This window comes from Myxococcus eversor (assembly GCF_010894455.1).
GTDB classification, from domain to species: Bacteria; Myxococcota; Myxococcia; order Myxococcales; family Myxococcaceae; genus Myxococcus; species Myxococcus eversor.
This window is the reverse complement of record NZ_JAAIXY010000026.1, coordinates 76,869-89,489: the sequence shown is the minus strand read 5'-3', so window position 1 is coordinate 89,489 and position 12,621 is coordinate 76,869. Positions and strand designations below refer to the sequence as shown.

At 65.7% G+C, this 12,621-nt stretch carries 9 protein-coding genes and 1 CRISPR repeat array; of the genes, 5 read left to right on the top strand and 4 right to left on the bottom strand.

Going from position 1 to position 12,621, the window contains the following annotated elements; all coding sequences use genetic code 11:
• Positions 1 to 79: 79 nt before the first annotated feature.
• The 5 genes from G4D83_RS38730 to G4D83_RS38710 all read left to right on the top strand — a co-directional run bounded on the left by G4D83_RS38730 (position 80) and on the right by G4D83_RS38710 (position 4,704).
• Positions 80 to 1,360 (top strand): reverse transcriptase domain-containing protein, encoded by a 1,281-nt coding sequence (locus tag G4D83_RS38730; protein WP_163869952.1) that lies wholly within the window; start codon positions 80 to 82, stop codon positions 1,358 to 1,360.
• A 142-nt stretch (positions 1,361 to 1,502) separates the two neighbouring features.
• Complete coding sequence (locus tag G4D83_RS38725; RefSeq protein WP_163869951.1) at positions 1,503 to 1,853, top strand: BP74-related protein; 351 nt, start codon at positions 1,503 to 1,505, stop codon at positions 1,851 to 1,853.
• A gap of 101 nt (positions 1,854 to 1,954) precedes the next feature.
• The gene (locus G4D83_RS38720) at positions 1,955 to 2,641 is read left to right on the top strand and encodes a YqiA/YcfP family alpha/beta fold hydrolase (protein ID WP_163869950.1); all 687 of its coding nucleotides are present in this window, start codon (positions 1,955 to 1,957) and stop codon (positions 2,639 to 2,641) included.
• 137 nt (positions 2,642 to 2,778) lie between these two features.
• Positions 2,779 to 4,128 (top strand): AHH domain-containing protein, encoded by a 1,350-nt coding sequence (locus G4D83_RS38715; RefSeq protein WP_163869949.1) that lies wholly within the window; start codon positions 2,779 to 2,781, stop codon positions 4,126 to 4,128.
• Between the two features lie 9 nt (positions 4,129 to 4,137).
• Positions 4,138 to 4,704, top strand: coding sequence for an imm11 family protein (locus G4D83_RS38710; protein ID WP_205522830.1), 567 nt, complete (start codon positions 4,138 to 4,140; stop codon positions 4,702 to 4,704).
• A gap of 78 nt (positions 4,705 to 4,782) precedes the next feature.
• A CRISPR array of direct repeats spans positions 4,783 to 9,493; the repeat unit is 37 nt; unit sequence GTTTCAACCCACGCTCCTCGCGGTCACGAGGAGCGAC.
• A gap of 204 nt (positions 9,494 to 9,697) precedes the next feature.
• Here G4D83_RS38710 and cas2 read toward each other — a convergent pair.
• The 4 genes from cas2 to cas7c are packed head-to-tail and all read right to left on the bottom strand — an operon-like array spanning position 9,698 to position 12,621.
• The gene (gene cas2 / locus G4D83_RS38705) at positions 9,698 to 9,997 is read right to left on the bottom strand and encodes a CRISPR-associated endonuclease Cas2 (RefSeq protein ID WP_163869947.1); all 300 of its coding nucleotides are present in this window, start codon (positions 9,995 to 9,997) and stop codon (positions 9,698 to 9,700) included.
• Positions 9,997 to 11,025, bottom strand: a complete 1,029-nt coding sequence (cas1c, locus tag G4D83_RS38700; protein WP_163869946.1) for a type I-C CRISPR-associated endonuclease Cas1c — start codon at positions 11,023 to 11,025, stop codon at positions 9,997 to 9,999. Before cas1c ends, cas2 begins: the two co-directional genes overlap by 1 nt.
• 37 nt (positions 11,026 to 11,062) lie before the next feature.
• Positions 11,063 to 11,710 (bottom strand): CRISPR-associated protein Cas4, encoded by a 648-nt coding sequence (gene cas4 / locus G4D83_RS38695; protein WP_163869945.1) that lies wholly within the window; start codon positions 11,708 to 11,710, stop codon positions 11,063 to 11,065.
• Positions 11,707 to 12,621 carry a type I-C CRISPR-associated protein Cas7/Csd2 gene (gene cas7c / locus G4D83_RS38690; protein WP_163869944.1) on the bottom strand — a complete coding sequence of 305 codons (915 nt, stop codon included), beginning with the start codon at positions 12,619 to 12,621 and terminating at the stop codon, positions 11,707 to 11,709. Before cas7c ends, cas4 begins: the two co-directional genes overlap by 4 nt.

The window sequence follows — 12,621 nt, the reverse complement described above, 5'->3', positions numbered from 1 at the left end:
CAGGGTCCCTGCGTACGGAACGCAGGGAGCCCCGGGTCCAGCGCCTCGCAGGTCGTCCCCTGGCCCCTCCCGGAGCACCATGAGCTGGCTCGATTGGTTCAAGGGGTTGTTCTCCCCCAAGCCGGTGACTCGCGATGTCTCACGGTTGGATGCGCCGTTCGAGCGCGACGCGAGCGACCGTCCACCCGACGTGGTGCGCGAGACGGTGGCCACCTCGGGACCGCTGAAGCCCGGCCACCTGCGCCAGATTCTGAGAGACGCGCGGCTGCTGCCCAAGGGCAAGCGGGTCTACACGAAGAAGCGGAAGCGGCTCTTCAGCGCGCTTGAGGCGCGGCGTTTCTTCTCCACGGCGTTCCGGACGCGGAATCGGAACGTGCGCGACTTGCTCCCGGACGAGGCACAGCTCGCGCGGTACGGGCTGCCCGTGTGGCGCACGGAGGAGGACGTGGCCACTGCGCTGGGCTTGTCGGTGGGACAACTGCGGCACTATTCGACGCACCGGGCGCGGGAGCGGGTGTCGCACTACGTGACGTTCACCGTGCCGAAGCGCTCCGGAGGCCAGCGGCTGTTGCATGCACCGAAGCGGAAGCTGAAGGCGATACAGCGCCGACTGTTGGACGTGCTGGTGTCGAAGCTCCCGGTGAGCGAGCAGGCACACGGCTTCGTGACGGGGCGCTCCATCAAGACGGGAGCGGCGCCGCACGTGGGCAAGCGGGTGGTGTTGAAGCTGGACCTGAAGGACTTCTTCCCATCCGTCACGGTGAGCAGGGTGCGAGGGCTGTTGTTGGCCTTCGGGTATGGCTATCCGGTGGCGGCGACGCTGGCGGTGTTGATGACGGAGGCGGAGCGTCAGCGGGTGGACGTAGAGGGGACGGTGTTTCACGTCCCGGTAGGCCCGCGAGTCTGCGTGCAGGGCGCGCCGACGAGTCCGGGACTGTGCAATGCGGTGCTGACGCGGCTGGACCGGAGGTTGGCGGGGCTGGGGCGGCGGTATGGCTATGCGTATACGCGCTACGCGGATGATTTGACGTTCTCCGGGGATGACGTGGGGGCGCTGGAGAAGGTGCGAGCGCTGGCCGCGAGGTACGTGCGCGAAGAAGGCTTCGAGGTGAATGCCGAGAAGACACGCGTGCAGCGCAAGGGTGGGCGGCAGCGAGTGACGGGCGTCACGGTGAACGAGGGGTTGGGGTTGTCGCGGGAGGAGCGGCGGAAGCTGCGGGCGATGATTCACCAGGAGGACCGGGACGGTGGGGATGCGAAGCGGAGCGCGCGCATCGACGGGATGTTGGCGTATGTGGGGATGTTGAATCCCGAGCACGCGACTCGCCTCGCGAGGTACCGCAAGCCTCGGGGTGGGTGAGTCGCTGGACGGATTGATGTGTGTGATTTCACAACCCCGCACAAGACATTGAGGGGTTTTCCACTGCGGGGAGCGCGGGTGCGTTGTGGCGTGAGGAGGTGACCCTTTACACCGGGCGCCCCACCCTCACAGGAGTTGCGCCATGGCGACCGCCACCCGCTTCGCATTCACGCAGCCGAGCTCACCTGGGACCGAGTTCATCATCGAGTTGACGGACGACAAGACGATCAACCATGCACGGAAGATTCTCTCCGGCCAGGAGACGAACGAGGTCCACGTGCATGGGCGAATCATCAAGAGGATGCAGCCGTACAATCCGAAGTTCTCGTTCCATCTGGACCCGTCGACCATCCAGTTCTTCTCGATGGCCATCGAGGTCTGCGACGCGAACATGGTGTACGTGGAGGACCACCTGGACGAGGCGGGAGGCGCCTTCCTGCCGGGCAGCCACTGGTGCCCGTGGGACTCCAGGCTCACGCGCGAAGTGAAGTAGCGAAGGGCCTCGACGGGCCTCATGCCTCGGTTGAGCGCGGCTAACGCGTTCCGAGGGTGAGGCCCCGAGAGGATGAGGGCCAGGCGCTACAGTGGATGGTCATGAGTGACCTTCCATCCGTCCCGAAGCCCGTCGCACCGCGCTGGCTGTATCTGCACGGCTTCGCATCGGGGCCCGACTCGGCCAAGGGAGTGGCCGTGGCAAGGCACTTCGAGGCGCGAGGTGTCCACGTCGCGAGGTTGAACCTGCGAGTCCCCTCGATGGAGCAGCTCCGGTTGAGCGCGATGCTGGAGACGGTGCGAGCGGCGCTGGGAGAGAAGGAGGACCGGGCAGTGCTCTTCGGCTCCAGCCTGGGAGGCCTGACGGCGGCGAGAATCGCGGCGGAGGACGCGAGGGTGTGCGGGCTGGTCTTGCTGGCCCCGGCGTTCCACGTGGTGTCGCAGTTGCGCAAGCGGATGGGTGAGGCTGCGTGGGGGCACTGGAAGACGTCGGGTTGGATTGAGACGGACGACTTCGCGGAGAAGCGCAAGGTGCGCATCCACGCGGGGTTCATCGACGATGCGGAGACGGTGGACGCGCGCACGGGAGGCTGGCCGGACGTGCGAGTGCCGACGCTGTTGATCCACGGGACGAAGGACGACACCTGCGACATCCGTTACTCGCGCCAGTGGGTGGAGGGGCGAAGGAATGTACGGATGGTGGAGGTGGATGACGGTCACGAGCTGACCGCGTCCCTCCCGCGAATCCTCGCGGAGTCGGAAGAGTTCCTGCGTCCCTGGGGGGCGTGAGAGACAGGGACTCAATCCAGGGACATCGAGCCGAGTCCTCACTGCGCCCCCCAGAGAACTTCGAACCGTGACGTGTCAGCCGATGCTGGCATCCTGAGTTCGGCCGTCGAGGGTACCCCCTGAACTGGAGGACGCGGATGAAGGCCCGTTGGGTCGTCTGGTTGTTCCTGGCACTTGCCAGCGTGGGCTGCTCCGCGGCACGAGTGGTACGACTGGAGACAGCGAACGAGCCGACTCTCGTGCACACTCCCATCATTGAAGATGATGCAGGGCCCGTGGAGCTTGACGGCGACGAATTCGAAGAAGCGGTGGCGGTACTCGCTCGTGATGTGCGGGTCTTCACCAATCCCCTTCGCGAAGCCCGCCAGCTCTTCGGGGTTCCTGAGAGAAGCGCGGTGTACCAGTATGAGAGCAGAGGCCCACGCCTCATCCCGCTGAAGGAGGATGATTCATCTGAGGGTCTGCGGCTCCTGGAGTCCTATGCGGATGAGGAACTGACACAATCCTATGGCAAGTGGTGCGCACGCAAAGACCAACCAGGCGACTGCCTGCATCTGCTTGCCGAAGGCCCTCTGCTGGCCAGTGATGGCAAGTACTCGCTGGCCATGGCCATCGCAATGAGCTCCGTGTGGGAGGAGACGGCCGAAGCGTTGGAGGACATGGCCGACCCACAAGCGCTCCTCGCGACGGTGACCGCATCTGTCAGCATGTACATGCTCCTTTGGACGCTGCCCGAACCTTTCTCGAAGGGATTGGCGTCCCTGCTGACGGCTTCGGCAATCGCCTACCTGGGTGTGGATACGGTGTGGCGGATTCTCAATGGTTGGATCTCGCTGGTGCGCCAGGTAGATCGTGCCACCAACTTCGCTCAGCTCAGTGAGGCTGGTGAAGCGTATGGGGAAGTCCTGGGAGAGAACGCCGCGCGCATCTTCGTCATGCTGGCAACGGCGGCCATTGGGGGCACCCTCGGCCTGGCTGCGAAAGCATCGGGACTGCCGGGCTCCGCGCAAGCGGCACTCGCTGTCGAGGCACAGGCGGGCTACCGCTTCATGGCGATTGGCGGCGTGCGGTCCGTGGCGCTGACGGCCGAGGGATTCACCATCGCGCTGGCCCCCAACGCGGTGGCGATGGCGGCCCGGGGAATGAGTGACGGCCCCACGGAGAAGCATCACCTCGCCACGAACAAGAACAGTGTCTCCAAGGCACGTGGTGGTCCCTGGACACCCAAGTTCGAGAAGATCTTCCGGAAGGCGGGGATGGAGCTGGATGACGTGGAGAACATCGTGTCCCTCCAAGGTCACAAAGGGCCGCATCCCCAGGAGTACCACGACCTGGTCCACGAACGCCTCTACGGCGCGACCCTCCATTGCCGTAAGGTTTCGGAGTGCAGGGAAGTCCTGACGAGGGCCCTCAATAGACTGGCGGTGGAGGTCCGCACGCCAGGAACAAGACTGAACCAGCTTCTCACCAAGAGTTCATTGCCCTAGATGCCCGCCATGTCCCAGCGCTTCTTCAGGTTGAAGGAGGATGTCCATGCTCCAGGCCGTTGGCATCTCGATGACCCTACGGACCGTCATGGGCGCGAGGTGGACGACCCGCGAGATTTCAACGCAGGGCACCCGGTTCCTGTTGAAGGGGGACTGAAGGTCCCCATTCAACATCCAGGGAAGCCGCTGGACTTCACCTTGACGGCGCTCAGCGTTCCCATCGTCCACATCAAGGTCGCGGAGATCTTCACGGCGCTGGCCCCTGGCGACGTACAGCTCATTCCCGTGGATCTCCAAGGTCACGCGGACCAGTACCTCATCCTGGTGGCAACAAAGCTCATCCACTGCATCGACGAGAAAGCGTCGGCGGTGCAGTTCTGGATGCCAGAAGACGGCCTGGCTGAGAAGGTGGGGCAGTACTACGCCGTCGACGACCTGCACATCGACCCGACGAAAGTGGGAGAGGCCAGGACGTTCCGCACAGGGGGCTGGCCTCTCGCCCTCATCATCCATGAGGACATCAAGGAGGCCCTGGAGCGGGCGAAGGCTACAGGCCTGACGTTCACCCGGGTGTAGCTTGCGCGAAGACTCCTCACGATCCTCGCGGTCACGAGGAGCAACGCGACTCCTGTCGGCGGACTTTGAGGCCAGCCAGTTTCAATTCACGCTCCTCGCGGTCACGAGGAGCGACTGCGCCAACGCGGCACGGAGGCGGGCACCAACGCGTTTCAACCCACGCTCCTCGCGGTCACAAGGAGCGACCGTTGTACTTACGCAGCAGGTAAGAGGCGTGCTCGTTTCAACCCACGCTTCTCACTGTCACGAGGAGCGACTCGACCGGCTCCGGCTCGATCAAGCTTCTGGTTTCAACCCACGCTCCTCGCGGTCACGAGGAGCGACGCACCACCCAGAGGTGGCTGCCGCCCTGATCGCAGTTTCAACCCACGCTCCTTGCGGTCACGACGAGCGACGCCGTCTCGACTGCGCGTCGGACGCGAATCCCTTGTTTCGACCCACGCTCCTCGCAGTCACGAGGAGCGACTCGACCGGCTCCGGCTCGATCAAGCTCCTGGTTTCAACCCACGCTCCTCGCAGTCACGAGGAGCGACGTCCGTTAGCGCGACGTGCAGCACCTGGTGGCGGTTTCAACCCACGCTCCTCGCGGTCACGAGGAGCGACGACGTCAGCGTCCCGGCCCCCATGGGCGGCGAGTTTCAACCCACGCTCCTCGCGGTCACGAGGAGCGACCTCGTACCACTTGGGGGCGGCATTCCGACTGCCGTTTCAACCCACGCTCCTCGCGGTCACGCGGAGCGACTCCAGGTCGCGCACGTACCCGGGCTTCTGACGGTAGTTTCAACCCACGCTCCTCGCGGTCACGCGGAGCGACCAATGACTCCCGACGCGGCCTTGACGTTCGTGGTTTCAACCCACGCTCCTCGCGGTCACGCGGAGCGACCTCGCGGCGGGAAAGCTCCTCTGCTGGAGCGCCACGTTTCAACCCACGCTCCTCGCGGTCACGAGGAGCGACCTGCGTCTGGCCCTCCGTGGCGATTTGGACGCCACGTTTCAACCCACGCTCCTCGCGGCCACGGGGAGCGACGCGTCCGACCCAGAGCTCCGTGGTCCGGTTGTTGGCATTTCAACCCACGCTCCTCGCGGTCACGAGGAGCGACCTGCGCGACTTGACGGCTGACAGCGCTGTGAAATTTCAACCCACGCTCCTCGCAGTCACGAGGAGCGACTGCTCGACGCGCTCCTGCCGGTGCTGACGCGCTGATTTCAACCCACGCTCCTCGCGGTCACGAGGAGCGACGCAGTACCGCCAGACCATCGCGACGGCCAAAGAGTTTCAACCCACGCTCCTCGCGGTCACGAGGAGCGACCAGCGACTTGACGAGGCCCGAGTGGTCGTCCTCCGTGTTTCAACCCACGCTCCTCGCGGTCACGAGGAGCAACCGTACACGATGTAGCAGTCCCGGAGGGCCGCGTAGTTTCAACCCACGCTCCTCGCGGTCACGAGGAGCGACCGGAGCGCTTCGCTGGCGGCGCGGGAACACGTGGTTTCAACCCACGCTCCTCGCGGTCACGAGGAGCGACCCTGACGACTACTGGGGCCCACTAATCTGAATCGGTTTCAACCCACGCTCCTCGCGGTCACGAGGAGCGACTGCGGAACCTGCTGAAGTACGTGTTCTTCACCGCGTTTCAACCCACGCTCCTCGCGGTCACGAGGAGCGACAAGAGTCGACGTTGATGACGATGGTCCCGTTCCGGTTTCAACCCACGCTCCTCGCGGTCACGAGGAGCGACCATGCCCACGTTGGGCAACGCCACCGCGCCAGCGTTTCAACCCACGCTCCTCGCGGTCACGAGGAGCGACTGCGGGTGCGTTGGCGCTGCTTCGTGAGAATCTGGTTTCAACCCACGCTCCTCGCGGTCACGAGGAGCGACCGGCCGGGCACTACCTCTTCTACACGGACGAAGAGTTTCAACCCACGCTCCTCGCGGTCACGAGGAGCGACTGAGCCACCGTCGCCCCAACTGCGTCGCATTGCTGTTTCAACCCACGCTCCTCGCGGTCACGAGGAGCGACGACGGACGCCAACGACAGGGACCCTGCCGGGAACCCGTTTCAACCCACGCTCCTCGCGGTCACGTGGAGCGACTGGACCACCACCTGCTCCAACGGCACGCCGCCGTTTCAACCCACGCTCCTCGCGGTCACGAGGAGCGACCACTACGACAGTCTCACGATTCGACTCCGCGAGCTGGTTTCAACCCACGCTCCTCGCGGTCACGAGGAGCGACGAGAACGGCGTCTTCCTGGCAGGGCTGGACGTGTTTCAACCCACGCTCCTCGCGGTCACGAGGAGCGACAACCGTGCCCTCCAGATGCTGAAGTTGGCGAGCCAGTTTCAACCCACGCTCCTCGCGGTCACGAGGAGCGACTTCAACTCCCGCTCCAGGTGGGCGCGATCTGGTGTTTCAACCCACGCTCCTCGCGGTCACGAGGAGCGACCTCGGTGGGGCGTGCCCTGGGGCGCTTGTGGAGTTTCAACCCACGCTCCTCGCGGTCACGAGGAGCGACCGGCAGAGCAGCAGGATGTTCTGGTCCATGGACGCGTTTCAACCCACGCTCCTCGCGGTCACGAGGAGCGACTCGTCTGCCTCTTGCTGTCCGCGCGCCCACGATTCGTTTCAACCCACGCTCCTCGCGGTCACGAGGAGCGACACAGCGACTACGTCTGTAGCAAGCTCGGGACCCGCGTTTCAACCCACGCTCCTCGCGGTCACGAGGAGCGACCTGGGTGCGCGTCAGGTCCGCCTGGAGCTCGGCCTGTTTCAACCCACGCTCCTCGCGGTCACGAGGAGCGACTCACCTTCCATGGGTTCGGGCTCACAGACATCCGGTTTCAACCCACGCTCCTCGCGGTCACGAGGAGCGACGACCCGGGCCGCGAGGGACGAGCTCGGTGGCCTCCAGTTTCAACCCACGCTCCTCGCGGTCACGAGGAGCGACGGTTCGGTGCGCTCGCTGCAAGGCGTCTCGGCGGTTTCAACCCACGCTCCTCGCGGTCACGAGGAGCGACTCGGCCCCTGACGGGTGGGCGAGCGTCAAAACGGTGTTTCAACCCACGCTCCTCGCGGTCACGAGGAGCGACCTCCAGCCGGTTGCGCACCAGCCAGATTTCCTCGTTTCAACCCACGCTCCTCGCGGTCACGAGGAGCGACTTGGTGCAGACGACAACGTGGCTCCCACCAATGGTTTCAACCCACGCTCCTCGCGGTCACGAGGAGCGACCTCACCCAGTCACCCGCGGAGTCACCATGTTCGGTTTCAACCCACGCTCCTCGCGGTCACGAGGAGCGACTGGGGCTCGTTGACGTCCCCGCGCGCCAATGCATCGTTTCAACCCACGCTCCTCGCGGTCACGAGGAGCGACCCACCGCCGAGGAGGAGCGCGCCAGGCGCGAGAGGTTTCAACCCACGCTCCTCGCGGTCACGAGGAGCGACTGACACGCCATGCGGACCTCAATGGGACTGCGGGTTTCAACCCACGCTCCTCGCGGTCACGAGGAGCGACCCAGCGCTGCGCCCAGCCGGACGGCGTGTCCTTGTTTCAACCCACGCTCCTCGCGGTCACGAGGAGCGACCTCGGCGACTTCGACGACGCCGAGCTGTTGAAACAGTTTCAACCCACGCTCCTCGCGGTCACGAGGAGCGACCCGGGCGATGAGCGTCTGCTCCGTGTCCCGAGCGTTTCAACCCACGCTCCTCGCGGTCACGAGGAGCGACCTGGCGCGCCCATGGTCCTTCGTCTCGCACGGCAGTTTCAACCCACGCTCCTCGCGGTCACGAGGAGCGACGCCCCGACGGCCTGCTGGAGTGCTCCGGCAGGCAGTTTCAACCCACGCTCCTCGCGGTCACGAGGAGCGACTCACCGGCCGTCGATACCTCATCACCGCCGCGCAGTTTCAACCCACGCTCCTCGCGGTCACGAGGAGCGACGTTGAGGTGGCCAGTGGCCGCGTCCCAGCGGCGGTTTCAACCCACGCTCCTCGCGGTCACGAGGAGCGACAGCGCCCACGCGCCGAATTCCATGCGCCACGCGTCGTTTCAACCCACGCTCCTCGCGGTCACGAGGAGCGACGACGGAAGATGCGCACGTTCGCTGAGCAGTTCGAGTTTCAACCCACGCTCCTCGCGGTCACGAGGAGCGACAGACGGCAGTGGGGACGGCGCAGGCGGCTGCGACGTTTCAACCCACGCTCCTCGCGGTCACGAGGAGCGACTGGCCTGCGGGGTTCCCTCTGTGTTCCGCTTGATGTTTCAACCCACGCTCCTCGCGGTCACGAGGAGCGACCGAGGTGAATACGGCCCTTGTCCTAACTAGGCAGTTTCAACCCACGCTCCTCGCGGTCACGAGGAGCGACGAGCCCACGGAGTAGACTTGGCTGCCGTCGCTGTAGTTTCAACCCACGCTCCTCGCGGTCACGAGGAGCGACTCTGCCGCGCCACGTCGGAGCGCCGCACGTTTTCGTTTCAACCCACGCTCCTCGCGGTCACGAGGAGCGACCGCCCAGCACGAGCAGCACGGCCAGCACCACTACGTTTCAACCCACGCTCCTCGCGGTCACGAGGAGCGACGACACCAGCCGAGTGCTTGGCGTGGCGATGATGGCGTTTCAACCCACGCTCCTCGCGGTCACGAGGAGCGACCGCCCAGTGGGCCCGTCGGCGCGTCCCACTCGTGTTTCAACCCACGCTCCTCGCGGTCACGAGGAGCGACTACGCACATGCACCACTACACGCTGATGATCGTTGTTTCAACCCACGCTCCTCGCGGTCACGAGGAGCGACTCTGCCCGTCCAAGCTACCAGAACTCCAAGGGAATCCAGCCGCTTCGCGCGAACCCAACTCCCCACGAGCGACCCCAAACCCGGCGCTCACCGAGCCCCCCCGCGCAACCTCTGAATCCTATTGGAGATTTCAAAGAACGCGAACCTCCGACGGAGCCCACACCGGCACAGGTCCGCGCGCCCCAATCCGGGCACGCGAGCCCCTCACAGGATGAGCGGTCCCTCCACATCCAACGGCACCCTCGCGCCATGGTGCTCCGTCTTCCGAGCCACATCCTCGCTCAGGAAATAGAACCGCAGACTGTCGCTCGCATCATCCAGCTCCGCGAGCAGCCGTGCGCGCAAGACCACCCAGTCCTTCGGCTCCAGCACACACTCGAAGACCGAATACTGCACCCGGACCCCATGGTCCTTGCACGCCCGAGCAATCCGCCGGAGCCGGCGTGGCCCGTCCGCATCGGAGACCCGGACGTCGTAACACACGAGCACAGTGACCTTTCGCATCAGCGCACCGCGAAGGGCGGATAGCCATCCAGCTCGCCCCGGAGCGCTCGAGCCAGCAGCAACGCCTGCAGATGGGGAACCAGCCCCCAACTCGTCTGCTGCCCCAGGAACACATGCTGGACCTCGACCTGCTTCGCGCCCTGGTACGCCACGAGGAACGTCTTGCGCGCGTCGTCCTTGAGCATCACCGCTCCCGCCGCCTCCGTCTTGAAGTCCTCCGGCTTGAGCTGCCCCCGGTTCACCAGTGAGAAGACCAACCGGTCCACCACGGGCGCGCGGAGCTCCTCCATCAAGTCCAGCGCGAGTGACAGCCGCCCAGGCCGGTCCTCATGGAGGAACCCCACCGCCGGGTCCAGCCCCACGCCCGCCAGCGCCCCCGCGCAGTCCTGCGCCAGCAGGGCATACCCGAAGGACAGCAGCGCATTCAGCGGGTCCCTCGGAGGCCGCCGGTTCCGACCATCGAACACGAACCGCCGAGCATCACCCTTCAACAAATCAGGGAACACCTCGAAGTAGTCCCGCGCCGCGATGCCCTCCAGCCCTCGCACCTGGTCCAGGTCATCCGCCCGCTCCAGCGCGCGAAGATGACCAGACAGTCGCCGAGCCGCCTCCTCCAGCGACGCCTTGCGCTCCTCCGCCGCGTCCCGCCGCGCATGCAAGAGGAACTGGCGAGCATTCCCCAACTTCCCCACGACCATCGCCCGAGCGATGGCCAGCGTACGAGCCCCGTCATCCGCGGCGCGGAACTGCGTACGCCGCAGCAGCACGTTGCCGCCAGGCAGCCCCTCGACTCGCGCCAGGAATCGCCCCGTCATCCCGAAGAACGACACGTGAATCCCCGCCTCCACGCAGCTCTCCAGGAGCTCCGGCGTCATCCACGCACGCGCCAGACACACCACCGAGCGCAGATGACGCAATGGCACCTCCGCCTTCTTCTCGTCCTGAATCGTCACCACCACGCGCTCGCCCTCCTTGTTCAGGCGGGTGCCCTCCACGGTGATGAACAGCGTATTGAGCGCGGTCGTCATGCCAGTCCTCCTCCAGTGACACGTCAGGGCCCGCGCTTCAGGGGTCCACGGGCTCCACCATCCGCCGCAAGTGCTCGGAGACACTCCGCTGGCCCGCGGTGACCTGGGGCAGACACATCGGCTCCAGCGAGCACGCCGCGCACTTCGGCGCCCTCGGCACGACGGGCACGCACCGTCGCGCCAGCAGCTCATGCATCCTCGCGATGGCCTCCTCCGTCCGAGCCCGGAGTCGCGCATCGAAGAGCACCGCCCGTCGCCGATGCTCCGCGCCATGAAAGAGCGCACCCTCGGGAACCTCGACGCCGTGCATCTCCTCCAGACACAGCGCCTGGGCGCAGAGCTGCACGGCGTCCGCGTCGTGCGACTTCCGCCGCCCGCGCTTCACCTCCACCGGGTACGGCCGCCAGCCCATGGGACTGGCGGGGTCCGGGTGGTACTCGACCAGGTCGGCGCGGCCTGAGACACGCAGCCGCGAGCACCCCAGCCGAACCGCGCGCTCCACGCGGCAGCCCGGCCGGGCGTCATGCCCCGGAAGGTCCACCCGCTCATGGAGCAGCCGGCCCAGGGCGGTGTTCACATCCTCCCGCCACAGTTGCTCGACATGGATGAGCGCCGCCTGCCGTTCGCAGAACAACAGGTGCTGCAAGGCGGACAGCGCCACCCAGGTCTCGCGAGCGTCGCTCATCCCGCCAGGTCCATCACCTCGATGCCCTCGGGTAGCTTCGCCGTGTCCACCTTCACCGTGTAGTCCTTGAACGCCCGAGCGGGCTTCTCCGGCTGCACGGGCTCGACATGGACGCGGTCGAACAGCGCATGCGCGGGCGCGTTGCCCAGCTCGGAGCCGTGCTTGAAGACGATGACCTTGCGCATGGACATCAGCCCTCGCGCGGCGCTGCGGTCCAGCTCGAACATGTTCGCGAAGGCCTTGAACAGCAGCTCCAGGTCCGCCTGGTTGAACTTCGTCTGCCTCGCGAGGTGCGGCGAGATGAAGCCATGCGCGCGGTACAACCCGTAGGGCACGGTGTTCTTGCGCCCCATGGTGCGGTTGTCACCGCCCTGCTTCTCCGCCTCCGCCTCCGTGGCCACGGCCATGCGGGTGATGGAGTGCTCCTGCGAAACGATGGGACTCACCGAGCGGGCGAAGGTGAGCTGCACGGGTCCACGCACCTGCCCCGCGTTGGGGCCCGTGGACATGACGGCGCCAAAGGTACGGACGTCGAAGAACGTCTTGCACATCCATTCGCGCCCCTTCTCGACCTCTGAGCCCTGGGCCTTTCCCTTGGTGTCGCGCTTCTTGCCGTCCTTCTCCACCTTGGGCTTCTCGTTCAGGTCGATGCCCAGGTCCTTGTACGCGTCGTTGATGGACACGTTCAGGATGGCCTTCTCCTTCACGAAGATGTCGAACCCTGGCTTCTTATCCTGCGTGAGCTGGATGAAGTTGCGCACCTTGCGCTTGAGGCTCACGTCGGTCACCAGCCCGTGGCCCGTCTCCGGGTCGATGCGCGGCAGGTTGCCCGCGTCGGGGTCTCCATTGGGATTGCCGTCCTGGACGTCGAACAACAGGACGAAGTCGTGGCGGTTCTTGAGCTCGGTCAT